Raw genomic sequence first — 18,572 nt, forward strand, 5'->3', positions numbered from 1 at the left:
GCTTGAGCCAGTATGTGGGGACCTCGTCAAGTTAAGAGCCGGCGGCCGCGGATAGTATAGAAAGGAGCGAACTGAAGATGAGCATTCAGAAACCGAAGGGCACGCAGGATCTGCTGCCCGGCGAAATCGAGAAGTGGCAGTATGTGGAGAGCAAGGCGCGCGAGCTTTGCCAGCGGTTCAATTACCGCGAGATCCGGACGCCGGTGTTCGAGCATACCGAGCTGTTCCAGCGGGGAGTCGGCGAGACGACCGATATTGTCGAGAAGGAGATGTACACCTTCCTGGACAAAGGAGATCGCAGTATATCGCTGCGTCCGGAGGGAACGGCAGGCGTTGTTCGCTCTTATGTGGAGAATAAGCTGTACGGCGAGCCCGATGTCAGCAAGCTGTATTATGTCGGGCCGATGTTCCGCTACGAGCAGCCGCAATCCGGCCGCTACCGGCAGTTCCATCAATTCGGCATCGAAGCTATCGGCTCTGTCGATCCAAGCCTGGATGCGGAAGTGATAGCTCTGGGATACACGTTCTACCGGGAGATCGGGATTAAGGATGTAACCGTGGAGATCAACTCCGTAGGCAATCCGTCGGTCCGTGCCGCTTACCGCGAGCATATCCAGCAATTTTTCGCGCCGGTTAAGGATCAGCTCTGCAAGGATTGCCAATCGCGCTATGAGCGCAACCCGATGCGCATCCTGGATTGCAAGATCGATCAGAAGTATTGCGAGGGAGCGCCGACGATCGTCGAGCATCTGGATGAGGAGTGTCGCACACACTTTGCACGAGTGCAGCAGTATTTGACAGCGCTGGGCGTTCCCTTCCGTCTGAATCCGCGGCTGGTGCGAGGTCTGGATTATTATACGCACACGGCGTTCGAGTATAAGGCGGCAGGAATCGGCGCGATCGATACGATCGGCGGCGGAGGACGGTATAACGGTCTCGTCGGCCAGATCGGCGGCCAGGATCAGCCCGGGGTCGGACTCGCTCTTGGCATGGAGCGCATCCTGTTGGTGCTTCAGGCGCAAGGCGCCGATATCCCGGCCGAGAAGCCGCTGGACGTGTACTTGATCGGGCTTGGCGAAGCGGCAGAGACGCGGATTGTCGGTCTGCTGCATGAGCTGCGCCTGGAAGGGCTGACGGCGGAGAAGGATTACCAGTCCAGGAAGCTTAAGGCGCAGATGAAATCCGCCGACCGCTACAAGGCGGCGTATGTCGGGATTTTGGGCGATAACGAGCTGGAGAAAGGCGAGATTGCTGTCAAGGCGCTCGCGACCGGCGAGCAGGAAACGCTGTCTCTGTCCGAGTTCGCCCGCACGCTGGCAGCACGTCAGCGCGGGTAGAGCTGAGACAGCTTCGCGCCATGACATCGATTCAACAACGAGTATCTAGATTCATCCCACTTCTAATCTGGAGGTAACATTCTATCATGACACAATTGTTGAAAACACATGACTGCGGCACGCTAAGCAAAGCGGGCGTAGGACAAACCGTAACGCTGAACGGCTGGGTACAGCGTCGCCGCGACTTGGGCGGAGTGCTTTTTATCGACCTGCGCGACCGCAGCGGAATCGTGCAAATCGTATTCAATCCGGAGTTTTCCGGAGACGCCCACGGTATCGCGGATCGTGCTCGTAACGAATACGTCCTTGCTGTGCGCGGAACGATCGTCGAACGCGATGCCGAGACGGTCAACCCGAACATCCCGACCGGGGATATTGAAGTTCGCATCACCGAGATCGAGGTGCTCAATCCGGCGAAAAACCCGCCGTTCTTCATCGAAGACGGCATCGAAATCGACGAATCGCTGCGCCTGAAGTACCGGTATCTCGACCTGCGCCGTCCGGAGATGCAGCGCACGCTGCAGCTTCGTTCCAAAGCCGCCAAAGTCTTCCGTGACTATCTCGACGAAAACGGCTTTATCGAGGTAGAGACGCCGATCCTGACCAAGAGCTCGCCGGAAGGCGCACGCGATTATTTGGTGCCTAGCCGGGTGCATCCAGGCGAATTTTTCGCGCTGCCGCAGTCGCCGCAAATCTACAAGCAACTACTTATGGTCAGCGGCCTGGAGCGCTACTACCAGATCGCCCGCTGCTTCCGCGACGAGGACCTGCGCGCCGATCGCCAACCGGAATTTACCCAGGTGGACATCGAGACCTCGTTCCTGTCTCAGGATCAGCTGCTGGATCTGATGGAGCAGCTTGCGGCCCGGTTGTTCCGCGAAACGGTAGGCGTTGAGATCCCGACTCCATTCGAGCGGATCAGCTATGCCGATGCGATGGGCAAATACGGCTCCGATAAGCCGGATCTGCGCTTTGGTCTCGAGCTGAAGGACGTTTCGGACATCGTCTCGAACTCCGGCGTCCAGGTGTTTAACAAGGTGGTCGCCGGCGGCGGCCAGGTAAAGGCGCTGAACGCCAAAGGCTGCGGCGTCTGGAGCCGCAAGGAGATCGACGATCTTGGTTCGTTCGCCTCGCGTTACGGCGCGAAAGGTTTGGCGTGGATCACGTACAAGGACGGCGAGCTGAAGGGGCCGATCGTCAAGTTCTTTAACGAATCCGAGCTGGAGCTGCTGAAGGAGCGTCTGGAAGCCGAGGAGGGCGACCTGCTGCTGTTCTCGGCAGACAACAAGAAGATCGTGGCTGACGTGCTTGGCAATCTGCGTCTGAAGATCGGCAAGCAGCTTGGCCTGATCGACGAGAGCAAATTTAAGTTCGCTTGGGTCGTGGACTTCCCGCTGCTTAGCTATGACGACGAAGCGAAGCGTTACGTAGCCGAGCACCATCCGTTCACGCGTCCGAAGGAAGAGGATGTGCACTTCTTCGATACCGATCCCGGACAAATTCGCGCGCAAGCGTATGACCTGGTGCTGAACGGCTACGAGGTCGGCGGGGGTTCGATGCGGATCTACAAGCGCGAGGTGCAAGAGAAAATGTTCGCGGCACTCGGCTTCTCCAATGAAGCTGCCTATGATAAGTTCGGCTATCTGCTGGACGCTTTCGAATACGGTACCCCTCCGCATGGCGGGATCGCATTCGGCTTCGACCGTCTGGTTATGCTGCTTACGGGCCGCACGAACCTGCGGGAGACGATTGCATTCCCGAAAACGGCGAGCGCAACCGATCTGCTGATGAATGCGCCGGCCGAAGTGGAGGACAATCAGCTGGAGCAGCTGTCCATCCGGGTGGCGAAGAAGCCGCCGGTCGCGAAGGCCTAGACTACGGTAAGCGGAAAGGAGCGAATCTTTGGTGCTGCATCAATTTTCACGCACGGAGCTGGCTATAGGTCCCGAAGGTCTGGAAGTCATGAAGAACAGTACGGTTGCCGTTCTCGGTATCGGGGGCGTCGGCGGGATTGCGGCTGAAGCGTTGGCCCGTACCGGAGTAGGCCGGATCGTGATGATCGACAAGGATGTGGTGGACATCACGAACGTGAACCGCCAGGTCCATGCGCTCACAACGACCGTCGGCCAGCCGAAGGCGGAGCTGATGAAGGAACGCATCAAGCTGATCAACCCGGAATGCGACGCCATCGCGCTGCGCATGTTTTATACCGAGGAGACGTATGAGCAGCTGTTCGAGTATCCGCTCGACTACGTGCTTGATGCTTCGGATACGATCAGCTATAAGATTCACCTGATCAAGGAATGCCGCCGGCGTAAAATCCCGCTGATCTCCAGCATGGGTGCGGCTAACAAGATGGATCCGACCCGATTCCAGGTTGCGGATATTTCCAAAACAACGGTCGATCCTCTGGCCCGCGTCATCCGTCACAAGCTGCGCAAGGAGGGCATCCATAAGGGGGTTAAGGTCGTCTTCTCGACCGAGGAGCCGATCAAGCCCCGCGAGGATGTCACCCAGAAGATCGTACCGGAGAACGCGCCGGAGATCCGCAAAGCGCAGCAGCCTCCGGCCAGCAATGCTTTTGTTCCTCCTGTCGCCGGGCTGATCATGGTCAGCGTGGCGGTCCGCGACTTGCTCGCCAAGGCCGGAATCAAGTAAATACAGACTGTCTTTCAACACGGCATTTGCTCCTTAGGGGCGGATGCCGTGTTTTTTTTGTAACAAAGAGGCCCTCCGGTTAGAACAGAACCGGAGGGCCTTTTCAGGAGGGTAACGGGGGCTCGGCGGACTAGTATGGGTCTAGAGGTTGTAAAGCTGCCGCAAGTTTGCGCATTCCAGAGCCAGACCTTCGCGGAGCGTCGTTTGCGGCTCGTAGCTCAGCAGCCTCTGCGCTTTGCGGATATCTGCCCATGTTTGCTTGGGTTCACCGTAAATTTTACCTATAAACTGAACATTTCCCTGGACCTCGAGGAGCTCTTCCAGGAGTGCGAGGCTTTCCAGGACCGTGGCCCGCTCTTTGCCGCCGATGTTGATGGTCTCGCCGATCACATCAGGGGCATCGAGGACGGATGCTATCGCATGTACGCAATCCCGTACAAATGTAAAATCGCGACTCTGTGTGCCATCGCCGTATATCGTGATGGGCTCCTGATGAAGCAGCTGCCGGATAAACCGGTGGAACGCCATGTCGGTACGCTGTCTCGGACCATATACGGTAAAAAATCGGAGGATCACAACCGGAAGTCCGTCGTTGTGCGTGTACACCTTGCATAAATGCTCGCCGGTCAGCTTGCTGACTCCATACGGAGACAGCGGACGCGTAACGGCATCCTCGCGAACCGCCCCCGCTTGCTCGCCATAGACGGAAGAAGTAGAGGCGTAGATAAATTTGGATACGGGGAACCGGCGACATCCCTCCAGCAGCCTCTGGGTTGCCAGGATATTATGGGACACGTAGGTCTGAAAGTCGGTGCCCCAGCTTGAGCGTACGCCTGGAATCCCGGCCAAATGATAAACGGCATCAACTTGAGGCAGTATGGCGGACCAGTCGATTTCCAGCAGGTCCTGCTTAAGAAACTGAAATCTCGGATGTCCAAGCAAGCCCGCCAGATTCTGTTCTCTTACCGATACAGGCGAGGCAGAAGGCACGAGGGCATCGAGTCCGATAACTTCATGATGCGGGTCTTGCAGCAGCCTCTCGCAAAGATGGGAGCCGATGAAGCCCGCTGCGCCGGTTACTAAGATTCTCATAGCATTCGTCCTTCCCGTGACTGCACGATCCCCACGCCATAATAATGGAAGCCGAGGGCGGCCATGCGATTGCCGTCAAGCATGTTTCGCCCGTCAAAGCAATAATGGTCTCTCATAAGACTGTGGAGCCTCGCCCAATCCGCCTCCTTATATGTCGGCCACTCGGAGCATAGAATGACGGCATCGCACTGGGCCAGCGTCTCCTCGATCGAGCCGAATTGCTGAATTTGCGAGGAGCGCAGCGTCGAAGGCAGCGTGGCGACCGGGTCGTGAACGCGAATGGCAGTCTCTCTTGCTGCTAGTAAGGAGATCAGCTTTAGTGCGGGAGCCTCCCGTAGATCATCGGTATCCGGCTTGAACGAAAGCCCCAGTACCGCAATGGTTTTTCCGTGGAACGAGCCGATGGCCTGCTCCCAGGTGCGCAGCAGGTGGGGGATTTGCGTCCGATTCACATGGTCGGCCTGTTCGAGAATACCCAGAGTCAAGTCATGCCCGGCGGCGATGTGCAGAAGCGCCTGAATATCTTTGGGAAAACAAGAGCCTCCGTAACCGAGACCGGCGTTCAGAAAATGCGGGCCGATCCGGTGATCCATCCCTAGCGCTGCCGATACCTCGGTCACCGGAACGTCGATTACTTCGCATAAGCGGGAAATTTCGTTGATAAAAGATATTTTTGTGGCCAAAAATGCATTTGCCGCATATTTCATTAACTCAGCGGTTCGAGGCGTCGTAACAAGTACCGGAGAATCGAGCGGGTCGTATAATTGCCGAACCTGAACGGCCGCCGAAGCATGCAGGGCACCGATCACGATACGATCCGGATGTAGCGCATCATGCCAGGCGTTGCCTTCACGTAAAAATTCAGGATTAGAGACGACGTCAAATGAAATCGGAGCGGGCTGGGCCTCGCGAATGATATGCGTCAATTGCTCGCAAGTGCCGACAGGCACTGTACTTTTCATAACGACAAGCTTATATTCTTTCGTGTGCTGGCCGATCTGGGTGGCCGCTTGTCCCATATATCGCAGATCGGCGCTTCCATCCTCGCGGGATGGGGTCCCCACGCAGATGAAGATGATGGAGTGATCGCGGATGGCTGCTGAAGCATCAGTGGTGAACCGGATGGAACCCGCTCGGACGTGTTTCCATAGAATGCGATCCAGTCCGGGCTCGTAAAAGGTGAGAAGACCTTCGGAAAGGGTATTCACTTTCTCCCGGTCCGGATCTAAGCCGGTGACTTGATGCCCGAGTTCTGCAAATAAGAGTCCGGTTGTCACCCCTACGTACCCCGTACCCATAATCAATATATTCATAGAGATTCTCCTCTTGAATCGGGCATGCTAATCGAAAGGGGACTGTAAATCGAATGAATTAGCTTATTGGCAATTGTAAGCAGCTCATTTGGGGAAGTTTTGGAAAAGGGTGTGAGTCTGTTGCCATTGCCGGCGCATAGGATGAGTCCTTTCATAGCATGTTCTCCTTGTCTTATTGTATTTACTATAAATTTATGAAAAAAAAATAAAGCCGGAAGGGCGTTTACCAGAAAGGGGCGAAAATGTGTGCTGTATATGAGTTAATTTTCATAATGAAGCTTGCAGGGTCTGTAGGAAATATCCGCTTATCCACGCTGTAAGCAGCCTACACCATATAATTGGCGGCTCATAGAATACAGGGAAACTTCTGAGCAGGTTTCGATACGAAAACTGAGAGGAATGATTGAATTGTCTAAAGTTGATCAAGTAAAGGGCTGGCTGCAAGGCGATCTCGTGGCTGTTGAGGTACAGGTGGAATATGCAAACGGAGAGACGGTAGACTATGATCTGGAAGAAAACCTGACGGCTCTGTGGGATGAAGTGAATTGGGATCAGGTTGTTGAAGTCGAGATCGAGTATGAGGACGGCTCCAAGCAGAACTTTGACCTTGTAGATGAAGAGGAAGAAGAAGAGGAAGAAGAGGAAGAAGAGGACGACGACGACGACGAAGAAGAGGAAGAAGATGAAGAGGAAGACGACGAAGAAGAAAGCTGAGTACAGATAGGGTTGTCTCGAAATAGCTAGTCTACTTTTGAGGCAGCCCCTTCCTTGGCAGTCCTATTCACGGCACTTGAAATAACGGCGAGACTAGGTTCGGGCATTAATCCGGTGGGACATGCCTAGATGTGCCTGTACGCCTCGCCGGGTTATCGAGTCGCAGAGAAAAATCCGCATGCAAGGCTTGACGGGGAGTGTAGGGTAGCTCCTCGTCAAGCCCTGATTCTCATGAATGAAGCCGCCGCAAAGAGGTGGTGTTTCATCACCCAATAGGAGCGACGACGGGCATTATGCCCGCCGTTCCCACACCGACATAATATCCTCGGCTACGCGCTGCCAGGTGAATCGTTCTTCCGCGAGTCGCCGGCCGTGTTCTCCCATTCGCCGACAGAGCTCAGGATGGGACAAGAGCTGATTCAGCTTCTCTGCGTATTCGGATGGATTTTCGGGGTCTGTGACTAGGAGGCCGTTGCTGCTCGTGACAATCTCAGGGTTTCCCCCACGGGCCGTCGTCAAGAATGGAAGCCCGGCAGCCATCGCCTCATAATGAACGCGGGCCAGAGGCTCTTGCCATATAGAGGTACAGACGAAGATATCAGCCGCCGTGAACCAGCGATGCACCTGATGAGCGTCCACATAACCCGTCGTCAGGACGGGGATGGGAGATTTTAGCGCAAGCGCTCGGACGTATGCGATATAATCGCTAACCGTATGATCGCTATACCAAGCCCCGCCGACGACAACTAACACCGCATCCGAGTGATGGATCTGATTCATCGCTTTCACGAGCACGTGCGGTCCCTTATTACGAGACAGCCGGCCGACGAATAATATGATCTTTTTATCGCTGAGTCCGTGCTCGGCTCGAAGTGCCGCGCGGTCTTGCTGGGCGGCTTGTGACTGGAACCAAGGCGCGAAGCGGGACAAATCGACGCCGGAGTAAATGGTTTTGGTTCTGCCTTCAGCCTCAGGATAGTAGTAGGCAATTTCATCTCCGATATAATTACTGATCGTAATGATTCGCTCTGTCTGCGAGATGGCGGCGATCGCTTCGCCCGGCTCGATTTTTTCGGGATTAAACATATCGTTGTGCATGCTTAAAATAATCCGCGCATGGGGCACTAACGCTCGTACTGGCATTACCAGCCTAGGCCGGTTAAATATATGAATGATATCGTACTGAGACCCGTAGAGGCCGACGAATTCCAGCACGCCCTTGGCGTAAATGTCGAGTGTGCTCCCAGAGGGCACTCTGACATAACGTATGCCTCCTGACGTTTCGTCCTGAGGCAGGTCGGGGTCGTCTCTCCCGAGAATCGTCAGGTTATGCTTCCCTGCCAGGAAGCCGGCTACGCCGCAAATATAGGTTTGAATAGCGCCGCCGCGAATATTGGGGACAGGCAGTTTTTCTGTACAAATCATCAATACGTTCAACTTGCCTCTTCCTCCTTTCGTCAAGCTGTCCGCTTGCGCTGCTTAGTCTTACCGGCGTCTGTCTTCGGCCGGGCTGCACTTTTCGGAAGGATACGTGCGGCGCCCTTCGTCTGTCCAGCGCGCCCGGACATCGCTTTGACCGGATGCTTTGCTGCCGAGCCGGATTTCCTGCCAGGGCGTATAACACGGGCAGTACGCTTGATGATTTTCGTAACTTTCGTCTTTCGGTTTAGTTGAGGACTCGTAGTCCGTTTGGCGCTGATTTTCTTTTTCCTATTGGGTTTACTGCGCCGCCTGCTTGATTTGGCAAGCTGCGGCTTTGTGATACGGATAGTTCTCTTGCGGCGTCTTCTTGCAGCGCGCGCCGGCGCAGGAGCGGCAATAGAGGGCAGCGGCACAACGATTGGAGTTTCGGCTGGCGGCTGGGCGGGCAGCTCCTGCGGCAAGCCGGCAAGCTGTTGGACAGGCTCGCTCCGGGCTTCGCCCGCACTTATGCGCTCTTGGTCCGGAAGCTGAGCTTGCCAGCCTTCTGCGGCAAGGGGTGCGGCGATGAGAGAGCTTTCCGCAACGGTCTCGGGAGTGAGAGCTTCTCCTCCCTCCGAATATACGGGGTACATCTCGGATGGGATCTGCGCCGACTGTTCCTCCGGCACGGCGGCGAACAGTCCGGGCATCGCCAGCTTGCCGGAGTCGAGCACCCGTTCCATCCAGGACGGCTTCGTCTCGACAAGCTCCGAGTAGTTGCCGGGAGCGTAGTTCTCTTTATCAAGCTCAAGCTCATGCAGTACCTGCCACTTGGTCGCTTCTCCGGTGATTACGCGCTGAAGGATGCCCTCCAGTTCCGTTTGAAGAAACAGGGAGGGCTCAAAGACAATTTCTTTAATGTGCTTGTAGAATTCATTGGGAAACGCCATATCCAGCCATAGAATCTCATAGGTTTCCCGATCAAGCGGATTGCCTTCGTGATAAGCGGCAATCATCCCGCGAAGCCAGGTAATATCCCAGTTGCCCATATCGTCCATAGTACTTGTCATCAGCTTGCGGAGGTCGCGGATAGGCAGGTCATAGGAGACGCCGTCCAAGTCGATGACCCAGATGCCATCCGGCCCCATTTGTCCATTGGACCATCCGTAGTCTTGGTGGGCAAGCCCAAAATAGGGTTCTCCCATAGCGGTCATCCGGTAGTAAGGCGATTGCTTAAACCGATCGAAAATATCGCGGGCCTGCTGCTCAAACTGATCAATGACGGAGAGCAGCGACGCGCTTGCCGGATATTCATTATAGGCCAGGCAAATATCGCGGAACCATCCGATCTTCGCAATAATCTTTTCATAATACTTGGGCCAGCGGTACAGCCGGGATGAGCTGGCGGCCCCGAAGGGAGGCTCATAGCCTTGAGATTTTTTATGGAACTCGCCAAGACCCTTGCATAGGGCGGCGGCTCCTTCCAAATCAATCTTCGATACGGGAGAAAGCGGTTCTATCCATTCGGTCACGATCCATAGCTTGCCGCCTGCTTCGACATATTGCTGGCCATCCAGATTCGCGATAAGTGCGGGAACGCGCGCCCCCTGCTTAACCAAGTAATCCTGTGCGCCGATACTGAACAAACTGCGCGCAGGCCCGCGGTGCAGCACCTTAAGGCTGCGGGGGCCGTGATTGGTGTTGATTTTCCATATGGCGCCGCCCTTATCGGGCTTCGATGTGATCAGCGTCATATCGTACACTTGCATGTCGTACTGCGCACTTACCTCTCTTGCCAATTCCTCAAGCTCGGGGGGGACATACTGTTCCAGGACAATGCCTGGGGGCAGGGTATCCGTAAGGTGATCCCACGGCCCGATTTGATACTTTTCCACCGACACCACTCCATCCAAACCGCTTATTTTAAGCCTCCGTACGCTTCGCTGCAGGGCTGACCTTCAACGCTTGCGAATACACCTCGATCATCTTCGCTGTCGTTTTGGCGACGGGAAACATGGAGGTTACCCATTTTTTCCCGCTCTGCACGTATTTGTGCGGATGCTCTTTATCGATATCGAGCGCTTTCTGCAGATGCTCCGCCAGTTGACTTCGAGACAATTTACGACTGCCGTCATGGTCGCCGAACCAGCTTTTCCAGGCATGTTCGTAATTGTCCGGCTTGACTACACCGAAAAAGCTCTTGCTCCCGACCGCGATTATCGGTCGTTCACATGCCATCGCCTCCAGCGCGATCCTCCCTGTGCCGATAATGCAATCGCTGACGGCATAGTACGATTTCATATTCAGAACCTCTCCGACATAATGGATAAATGGCTTTTTCGCTCCCGCCTGTTTCAGTGAGGCGAGCTTGAACACATGCTCCTCCTGATGTCCTCCACCTGCGATGAGACATTGCAGGTCGGGATGCCCGCTCCGGCGCATCGCAGATACGGTATGAATGATCTCCGAGCAGATGTCCGCTTTCTCCCACGATAATCGCCCGGCATACATTACGACCGGAGAGGCTGGGGGGATTCCCAGCTTCTGTCTCAGGTAAGCTCGATAAGCGGAGTTAACAGGGGAAAATTCCAGCGGATCAATGCCGTTAGGGACAAGAAACGAATGATGACCGCCACGGCTCTGGAGCATAAGCTGGATGGAGGGGCTGACGCTGGTGAGTGTTGCTTCTTTAATGGAGTGAAGGAATTCGCGGTCGTAATAGGTGCCGTGCACCGTAAAAACCACAGGAACCCTCAATTCAGTTGCAGCTGCAAATGCGACACCACCGGAAGGAATCTGGTGCGCATGCACAAGATCTATGCCTTGGGTTAAGATAATCGATTGAAGCATCTCTGTGTTCAAGCGTCGCTCGGGTAAATTTTCCTTGAAATTATCAAGGACAAAATCGATTTCGAAGCACGGGCAGCCAAGACCTAGAAAGCTGTCAAGCAGCTTTCCCTTTTTGCCGGCTGCCAAGACGGTGAAGCCTCTTTTCATCAGCTCTCTGGTCAGCGTGAGGGTGTAGGTTTCCGTGCCTCCTATATTAAATTGATCGATGACCATAAGGATCCGGGGCAAGGAGGGGGGACTGCGCACGTCGCTGGAAGCGGGGGACCCCGCAGGCAACGGTGGCTCGGCTATTGCCGAAAAGGGGAAAGGAACCGAGATAGATGGAGCTTTAGGTCTTTTAAAACGGCGGGGTACAGCTTTTCTTTTTTTCGGGTGCGCTGGCCGATTGGGGGAAACTCGTTTATTGTTCAACATTTCTTCACCTCCAAATTCGGATATGCTGTACCTCTTCCTATGCATATGTCTTTGGAAATTCCGTTGATAGTGCACATGCGGATTTACCGCAAAATAATATGAAATGCGCCTTCGTCCCAGTATTTATAGAAGGATGTCGAATATAGTGGAGTACAACTCTAATTCTGGTGGTGGGCGCACTTGAACAAGCAACAGTTCTCGCACGATGCCGTGTTAATCGGACGAGGCAAGCAAGGCGTGGTGTATCGAATTTCACCTGAACGGTGCATCAAAATATATAGGGATCGGGGCCATGCTCGTCAAGAACGAGAGGCTTATTTTCGCGCTCAGCATTCCAAGCTGATCCCCAGGCTGTACGAGGCGGGGCCGGATTATTTGATTATGGAATATGTCCAGGGAGAAACCATGTATCGGCGCTTGAAACGGAAAAAAGTGATGACTCGGCAGGAAGCGGGAATGCTCATCGGAGTGCTTCGCGAGATGAAACGGCTCGAATTCACGAGATGCGACATCGCTTTATTTCATATCCTGATTCCCGAAGAGGGGGGGGCCAAAATTATTGATTTGGTCCATGCCTATGTGAAGACAAGCGATGTGCCCCGATACTTGTTCAAAGAGCTCGAACGACTCCGGCAGTTGGACCGGTTCGTTGATTATGTGAAAGAGATGGATCCTGAGCTGCTCAGAGATTGGCACAATTATTTTTTGAAGAGGAGCGAACGGTATGGGCGTCTCGGGATCGTTCAGTCTGAACGATGAGTTCATTTTGGACTTTATTTGTCAACGTTTTCGTTTGGGCAGCATCCGACATATCGACGGCCCCATCGGGGGGGCCTATAACGTAAATATCAAATTGCAAACGAGTGAAGGAGAGTTCGTCGTTCGTGTATTAAATAGCTCCAATACGGCCGAGCATTTGAGATGTCTTCATAAGGTGCTTATCGCTGCCCGGGAAGCGGGAGTGCCTGTAGTGCTTCCGCTGCTCTCCATAGAAGGCGACTCTTTTATTCTTTGTATGGGGAAGCTGATTCAGGTTACGCGTTTTGTGGAAATGGGACTGTTTCAAAACAGGCAAGGCCAGGTATTGGCCAGCGGGCGCAAGCTTCGGGAATTTCATGATGCCCTGCAGACGATGCCGGTCGCTCCGAAGCCGGAATGGTCCTTCAACCGCGGAAATGATTATTTCACGAACGCGCTGAGCACGCTGGAGACGGTATCGGGCATCCCGGAGCATCAGCTCGCCGATGCCCGGCAGCTCAGCGAGAAGATCTTGCAGCTTATCGCTTCCGCAGAAGCGGGGCTTGAGCGTTCTATCCTTCACGGAGACTGGCACTTCTGGAATCAAGGCTATGCCGATGACGAGGTTGTGTGTGTGCTGGATTTTGATTTCGTCGAGCAGGGCTATCGTATTCATGATGTCGCCTATGCCTTGTGGGTTATCTATATGCTGCTTCCTGCATATGCCAGATCGTTCGACGAGGACTTCCTTAAGGGATATGGTCCGTTAACCGATGCGGAAGCGAATATATTGCCGGTCGCAGTAGCCAAAACCGCATTGTTTTTCTTATGTCATGCCGCGTATTCCGACAATCCGCGGGATAAATGGCGCAGACACTATAGGAAGCAGATGCCGTTGATCCGCTGGCTTCTGGACGACGGCGGCCAGCGGCTGCATGACTTAACGAGCGGGAAGCAGGGAGCTGCCAGGAACGGGGACGAGGAGGATGCCGGATAGCAGTTCTGCCAGGAGAACTCCCCTGCGGCATGCGCATACAGATGCGGAGGCGGGCCCGGCAAGCGCACAAATCGTTAAATCCCCGCGGGCCGCGCAGGGGCAACATTTAGATTCCTCTGTGTGTTATGTGCTACAATACAACTAGATTACATGATGAAGAAGGTAGATACACGTGGACTTATTCGATTATAATCAGCAGTCCTCTGCGGAAGAGTACATGCCGCTTGCCGAGCGGATGAGACCGCGGAATCTGGACGAATATATCGGTCAAACCCATCTGGTCGGCAAAGGCAAGACACTGCGCCATCTGATCGAGGCGGACAAGGTGCCCTCGATGATCCTGCAGGGGCCGCCGTCGAGCGGCAAGACGACGCTTGCCACGATCATCAGCCATCTCAGCGACGCTGAATTCATCAAGCTGAACGCCGTATCGCTGTCGATCGCGCTGCTCCGCGACACGTTCGAGAAGGCGAAGGATATGAAGAAGCTGTACAACAAGCGTACCCTCGTATTTATCGATGAGATACACGCGATGAAGAGCAACATCCAGGAGTCGCTGCTGCCCGTCGTCGAGAACGGTACGATCACCCTGATCGGCTGTACAACGGAGAGCATCCAGCACGATATCATCCCTCCGCTTGTATCGCGCTGCCGGGTATTTCAGCTGCAGCCGCTCACCGATCAGGAGATCCGGTCGGCCTTGCTGCAGGCGCTTTCGGATACGGAACGCGGGCTTGGCAAGCTGAAGGTGACGATTGCTCCGGATGCGCTGGCCTATCTCGCGGATATATGCAACGGGGACTTGCGAAACGCGCTCAACGCGCTGGAGGCTGCCGTCTTCTCGACATTCGATTCGGACGTCGTCGAGCTTCCGGCCGTTCAAGAGGCCTACGCGACAAGAATTAATACGATCAGCACGAACGATATGTACAACCTGACCTCGGCGCTATGCAAAAGCATGCGGGGCGGCCACACCGACGGGGCGCTGTACTGGCTGGCCCGTTTGCTGGACAGCGGGGTCGATCCGATGTACATCGTGCGCCGCGTCATCGTCCATAGCTGCGAGGATGTGGGGATGGCGAACCCGAATGCTCTTCAAGTGGCGGTGGCGGCGAAGGAAGCGATCCAGTTCGTCGGCATGCCGGAGGGGAGATTGCCGCTGGCCCAAGCCGTTGTGTATGTGTGCGAAAGTCCGAAGTCCAACAGCGTATATAAAGGAATCAACGCCGCATTGCAAACGGTCCGCGATCATCGGGCCTACGAGGTGCCTGCGCAGATAAGAGACGGCACCAAAACCTATGTCAATCCGATCGACAATCCGGGCGCCGTCATTCAGTATCTGCCGAATGAGCTGAAGCATACGAGGTTCTACATCCCTCAGAATGCCGGAGTCGAGGGGAAAATATTTACGAAGTATCATGATAAGCGTTCCAAATAAGCCGAAGACGGAGTGTGACTGGAGCTCATGTATCTCATGGGGAAGCGAATGAAACAGTTAAAACGAATGAAGCCGCTGCTGGCGCTTGTGCTGCTTGCATCCATCGCAACGGCATGTGCGCCGAAGCCGGAAGCCGCCACCTCGCATGCCGGACATGAGCAGCATCAGGGCAGCGGCGACATCCAGGAAACGACGGCTTCCGCTACCGTACTGCCGAAGTTTCTGGACAAGCAGTCGGAAGAGATCCGTCTGGTATACCAAGCGGCCGGTCAGGCAACGGAAATCCTCAAGTGGATGCCCTGCTACTGCGGCTGCGGGGATAGTGTCGGTCATCAGAGCAATATGAATTGCTTCATCCAGGAGGTTAAGCCGGGCGGCTCGGTCGTGTGGGATGACCATGGCACGCGGTGCGGCGTCTGCCTCCAAATCGCGGTGAAGTCGATCAAGCTGACACAGGACGGCAAGTCGCTCCGTGAAATACGTCAGACGATCGATCAGACGTACAAGCAGGGCTACGCCAAGCCAACCCCAACCCCTATGCCGACATAGGGATGAGAGCCGCAGGTACAAGAGGATTTTGGGCATTGCACAAAGGGCGCGGGCTGAAGGCCAGCGTCTCTTTGTGCTGTTCTTTTCTGTCAACGTGAATGACGCTCTTCGTGGCTGTAGCTTCACCGATTACCGTTCTAGGCCAAACTCCGGATGTATAAGGTATTAATAGAATCTTAATATCGGAGGTCCGGACCGGACTTCCAGACATCCAGGGTGAGGAAGGTGGGTATGGGGCTTGAACGGCGATCCGTTATCCTTCTGGGTATGCATCGTGTTGGTTGTCCTGTTGATTGGATTAAACGGGCTGCTCGCTGCCGCTGAGTATGCGCTTGCCAGGGCTTCTTCCGGCGAGGGAATGAAGGCCGTGACGGCGGAAGGCACACCATGGGCCCGCAAGCCGTTAAGGGGTGACGGGCAGCCGCACTTGGCTGGCGAGGCCCCGCGGCGCGGGCCGGAGCTGTATGCAGGAGCCATCAAGGCCGGCATCACCCTGGCGACGCTGGGTCTCGGATGGCTCGGGGCTTCCGGCTTGACGGTGCTGCTCGGGCCGTCGTTACGTCCGCTCGGGCTATCGGAGGAAGCAGCGCACGCCGTAGCCGCCGCAGCCGGGTTTGCGGCGCTGACGCTGCTGCAGCTGACGCTGGGCGAGCAGCTGCCGCGGGCTTACGCTCTACGCAGAAAGGAACGCATCGCCTGGCTGTTTGCCGGCCCCGCGATGTGGCTGGGGCGTTTGCTCTACCCGCTGTTGAAACTCTCCAACGCCGTGTCGAATGCGCTGCTGAGGCTGGCCGGGATTGAACCGGCGGAGGAGAGGGAGACGGCCCATACCGAGGATGAGATTCGCTCCCTGATGAAGGAAAGCAACCGGCGGGGATTTATCGCGAATACGGAGATGACGCTGGTTGACAATATATTCGAGTTCGCGGAGACGAATGCCAGGGAGATTATGATACCGAGAACGGAAATGGTTTGCTTGTATGCGCAAAGATCTTATGAGGACAACAAGCTGCTGGCCATCAGCGAGATGCATACGCGTTACCCGCTATGCAAGCCGGATAAGGACAATATCATTGGGTTTGTGCACATCAAGGATCTGCTCAAGCTATCGGATGGAGAAGGCGATATGCAGGAGATTGTGCGTCCGATCCTGAAGGTGCCGGAATCGATGCAGATCAGTGCCTTGCTGAAGCTGATGCAGAAGAGAAAGACCCAGATGGTGCTGCTCATCGATGAGTTCGGGGGTACGAGCGGGCTGGTTACTTTCGAAGACATCATCGAGGAGATCGTTGGCGAAATTCAGGATGAATTTGACGAAGAACGCCCTCAGATCGAACGAAGAAATGAATGGGCTCATTCAATAGACGGCCGGCTGCTGATTGAAGAAGTCAATTCCTTCTTCGGTTTGTCGATTGAGACCGACGATTATGACACGATCGGGGGCTGGATCTATTCGCAGGTGGAGATGCCTCCCGCCAGTCAGCAGCAGGTGAGGTGGGGAGAGGAGTGGACCTTCACGATTGAGGAGATCGATCATCTGCGGATAACAAGGATCATCATTGCCCGGTCCATGCCCGGCGTAAACAGGGAGTCGTCGCGGTAGGCGAGGCGCTATCCCCCTGCCCAGTAACGAAATTGCCCGAGACATGGTATACTTGCTCTAACATTCGTATGAGAGCAGGGAGTTGGGTAAGAATTGTCCCGTTTATTCAAAGGTTTCAAGCTGACGCCTCCGCGCGTCTTCGCGATCGGTTTTGCGTTAATTATCGCGGCAGGCACCCTGCTGCTGTCACTTCCGGCTGCAGCACAGAGCGGCAAGCATACGCCATTCATCGATGCGCTATTCACGGCGACGTCCGCCACCTGCGTGACCGGGCTTGTCATCGCGGATACCGGCACCTATTATACAACGTTCGGACAACTGGTGATTCTGGGACTGATCCAGCTGGGCGGACTGGGCTTCATGACGACGGTGACCTGGTTTGCCATAGCGCTTCGCAAGCGCATCTCGCTGCGCGACCGGATCATTCTCAAGGAATCGCTGAACTTGTCGGGTATCGAAGGAGTTGTGCGCCTGATCTTGAAGGTATTGCTCTACTCGGCGACGATCGAGGGCGTAGCTGCCCTATACTTTACGTATCGCTGGTCCTTCGAGATGCCTCTGCCCCAAGCCGCTTACTATGGCGTTTTCCATGCGATCTCCATATTTAATAACGCGGGCTTCGAGCTACTGGGCGGATATAGGAGTTTGACGCCTTATGTGGATGACTGGGGGATCAACATGATCTCCATGCTGCTGATCTTGCTGGGCAGCATAGGGTTTATCGTGCTTGCCGAGCTGGTGGATTACCGCCGTTCCCGGAAGCTTTCCCTGCACAGTAAAGTGGTGCTGTCGGCAACGGCCGTGCTGACGCTGGTCGCGGCGCTGCTCATTTTTATTTTTGAATTTACCAATTCCAGATCGCTTGGTCAGCTCGGTTGGGACGGCAAGCTGCTCGCTTCGTTGTTCCAATCCATCAGTCTCCGCTCGGCGGGCGTTAACACGCTGGATATTAGCCAGCTTCGTTCGGCCACCCTGTTTCTGATGATCATCATGATGTTTATCGGTGCCGCCCCCAACTCGACCGGCGGCGGAATCAAGCTGACGACCTTCGTTATTCTGGTCGGGGCTTTGCTCGCGATGATCAGGGGCAAAGAGGATGTCGTGCTGTTTCGCCATCGCATCGCCAAAAGCGATATTTACAAGGCGACTACCTTTTGCTTCATCGGCTTGTTTTGCGTCGTAGCCTCGACGATGGCGCTCTCCACGGTGCAGCAGCAGGATTTTATCATTATTCTCTTCGAAGCGGTGTCCGCCTTCGGGACCGTGGGGCTTAGCGGAGGCCTAACCTCGGAGCTGGGGACCGCTGGCAAGGCGATCATTGTTATTATGATGTTTATCGGCCGGGTGGGGATTGTGACGCTTGCTTACGCGCTTCAGCCGAATCCGAAGAAGGATCCGTTTCGGTATCCCGAAGGCAAGCTGACGATTGGATGATAGCCCGTACGAAATCCAGCTTATGCTGATGTTC

Annotated in this window: 15 protein-coding genes; 10 read left to right on the forward strand and 5 right to left on the reverse strand. The window is 55.1% G+C overall.

Features of this window, described 5'->3' with window-relative positions; genetic code table 11:
- Window positions 1-77: 77 nt before the first annotated feature.
- The 3 genes from hisS (at window position 78) to GSF01_RS01290 (ending at window position 3,995) form a co-directional block, all read left to right on the forward strand.
- Window positions 78-1,337, forward strand: coding sequence for a histidine--tRNA ligase (hisS, locus tag GSF01_RS01280; RefSeq protein ID WP_159881198.1), 1,260 nt, complete (start codon window positions 78-80; stop codon window positions 1,335-1,337).
- 86 nt (window positions 1,338-1,423) lie between these two features.
- Window positions 1,424-3,211 (forward strand): aspartate--tRNA ligase, encoded by a 1,788-nt coding sequence (gene aspS, locus GSF01_RS01285; protein WP_159881199.1) that lies wholly within the window; start codon window positions 1,424-1,426, stop codon window positions 3,209-3,211.
- A gap of 31 nt (window positions 3,212-3,242) precedes the next feature.
- The gene (locus tag GSF01_RS01290; RefSeq protein ID WP_159881200.1) at window positions 3,243-3,995 is read left to right on the forward strand and encodes a tRNA threonylcarbamoyladenosine dehydratase; all 753 of its coding nucleotides are present in this window, start codon (window positions 3,243-3,245) and stop codon (window positions 3,993-3,995) included.
- Between the two features lie 141 nt (window positions 3,996-4,136).
- Here GSF01_RS01290 and GSF01_RS01295 read toward each other — a convergent pair whose 3' ends face one another.
- Entirely contained in the window at window positions 4,137-5,087 is a 951-nt protein-coding gene (locus GSF01_RS01295; RefSeq protein WP_159881201.1) for an NAD-dependent epimerase/dehydratase family protein, read from the reverse strand.
- Window positions 5,084-6,400 (reverse strand): UDP-glucose dehydrogenase family protein, encoded by a 1,317-nt coding sequence (locus GSF01_RS01300; RefSeq protein WP_159881202.1) that lies wholly within the window; start codon window positions 6,398-6,400, stop codon window positions 5,084-5,086. The genes GSF01_RS01295 and GSF01_RS01300 overlap by 4 nt, the downstream gene beginning before the upstream one ends.
- 408 nt (window positions 6,401-6,808) lie before the next feature.
- Between GSF01_RS01300 and GSF01_RS29215 the strand changes: the two genes are divergently transcribed.
- Window positions 6,809-7,114, forward strand: coding sequence for a hypothetical protein (locus GSF01_RS29215; protein WP_201305292.1), 306 nt, complete (start codon window positions 6,809-6,811; stop codon window positions 7,112-7,114).
- Window positions 7,115-7,405: 291 nt separating this feature from the next.
- On the opposite strand, the gene GSF01_RS01310 is transcribed toward GSF01_RS29215, so the two are convergent.
- Genes GSF01_RS01310 through GSF01_RS01320 form a run of 3 tightly spaced genes read right to left on the reverse strand, consistent with a single transcriptional unit; the run spans window position 7,406 to window position 11,593 of the window.
- On the reverse strand, window positions 7,406-8,551 hold the full coding sequence (locus tag GSF01_RS01310; protein ID WP_159881203.1) for a glycosyltransferase family 4 protein: 1,146 nt from the start codon (window positions 8,549-8,551) through the stop codon (window positions 7,406-7,408).
- A gap of 20 nt (window positions 8,552-8,571) precedes the next feature.
- The gene (locus tag GSF01_RS01315) at window positions 8,572-10,410 is read right to left on the reverse strand and encodes a CotS family spore coat protein (RefSeq protein ID WP_159881204.1); all 1,839 of its coding nucleotides are present in this window, start codon (window positions 10,408-10,410) and stop codon (window positions 8,572-8,574) included.
- 28 nt (window positions 10,411-10,438) lie between these two features.
- Window positions 10,439-11,593 carry a glycosyltransferase gene (locus GSF01_RS01320; protein ID WP_159881205.1) on the reverse strand — a complete coding sequence of 385 codons (1,155 nt, stop codon included), beginning with the start codon at window positions 11,591-11,593 and terminating at the stop codon, window positions 10,439-10,441.
- A gap of 366 nt (window positions 11,594-11,959) precedes the next feature.
- Between GSF01_RS01320 and GSF01_RS01325 the strand changes: the two genes are divergently transcribed.
- The 6 genes from GSF01_RS01325 to GSF01_RS01350 all read left to right on the forward strand — a co-directional run bounded on the left by GSF01_RS01325 (window position 11,960) and on the right by GSF01_RS01350 (window position 18,538).
- Complete coding sequence (locus GSF01_RS01325) at window positions 11,960-12,538, forward strand: RIO1 family regulatory kinase/ATPase (RefSeq protein WP_159881206.1); 579 nt, start codon at window positions 11,960-11,962, stop codon at window positions 12,536-12,538.
- Entirely contained in the window at window positions 12,504-13,514 is a 1,011-nt protein-coding gene (locus GSF01_RS01330; protein ID WP_159881207.1) for a phosphotransferase, read from the forward strand. Before GSF01_RS01325 ends, GSF01_RS01330 begins: the two co-directional genes overlap by 35 nt.
- Before the next feature lie 172 nt (window positions 13,515-13,686).
- Window positions 13,687-14,952 (forward strand): replication-associated recombination protein A, encoded by a 1,266-nt coding sequence (locus tag GSF01_RS01335; RefSeq protein WP_159881208.1) that lies wholly within the window; start codon window positions 13,687-13,689, stop codon window positions 14,950-14,952.
- A gap of 48 nt (window positions 14,953-15,000) precedes the next feature.
- The gene (locus tag GSF01_RS01340) at window positions 15,001-15,501 is read left to right on the forward strand and encodes a PCYCGC motif-containing (lipo)protein (protein ID WP_159881209.1); all 501 of its coding nucleotides are present in this window, start codon (window positions 15,001-15,003) and stop codon (window positions 15,499-15,501) included.
- 238 nt (window positions 15,502-15,739) lie between these two features.
- Window positions 15,740-17,104 (forward strand): hemolysin family protein, encoded by a 1,365-nt coding sequence (locus GSF01_RS01345; protein WP_159881210.1) that lies wholly within the window; start codon window positions 15,740-15,742, stop codon window positions 17,102-17,104.
- A gap of 93 nt (window positions 17,105-17,197) precedes the next feature.
- Window positions 17,198-18,538 (forward strand): TrkH family potassium uptake protein, encoded by a 1,341-nt coding sequence (locus tag GSF01_RS01350; protein WP_159881211.1) that lies wholly within the window; start codon window positions 17,198-17,200, stop codon window positions 18,536-18,538.
- Window positions 18,539-18,572 lie beyond the last annotated feature (34 nt).

This window comes from Paenibacillus puerhi, from assembly GCF_009846885.1.
Taxonomy (GTDB): Bacteria; Bacillota; Bacilli; order Paenibacillales; family NBRC-103111; genus Paenibacillus_G; species Paenibacillus_G puerhi.

Excerpts from the sequence above, each read along its gene's own strand:
- hisS (WP_159881198.1), top strand. The coding sequence starts at position 78 with ATGAGCATTCAGAAACCGAAGGGCACGCAGGATCTGCTGCCCGGCGAA.
- aspS (WP_159881199.1), top strand. The coding sequence starts at position 1,424 with ATGACACAATTGTTGAAAACACATGACTGCGGCACGCTAAGCAAAGCG.
- GSF01_RS01295 (WP_159881201.1), bottom strand. The coding sequence starts at position 5,087 with ATGAGAATCTTAGTAACCGGCGCAGCGGGCTTCATCGGCTCCCATCTT.
- GSF01_RS01300 (WP_159881202.1), bottom strand. The coding sequence starts at position 6,400 with ATGAATATATTGATTATGGGTACGGGGTACGTAGGGGTGACAACCGGA.
- GSF01_RS01330 (WP_159881207.1), top strand. The coding sequence starts at position 12,504 with ATGGGCGTCTCGGGATCGTTCAGTCTGAACGATGAGTTCATTTTGGAC.
- GSF01_RS01340 (WP_159881209.1), top strand. The coding sequence starts at position 15,001 with ATGAAACAGTTAAAACGAATGAAGCCGCTGCTGGCGCTTGTGCTGCTT.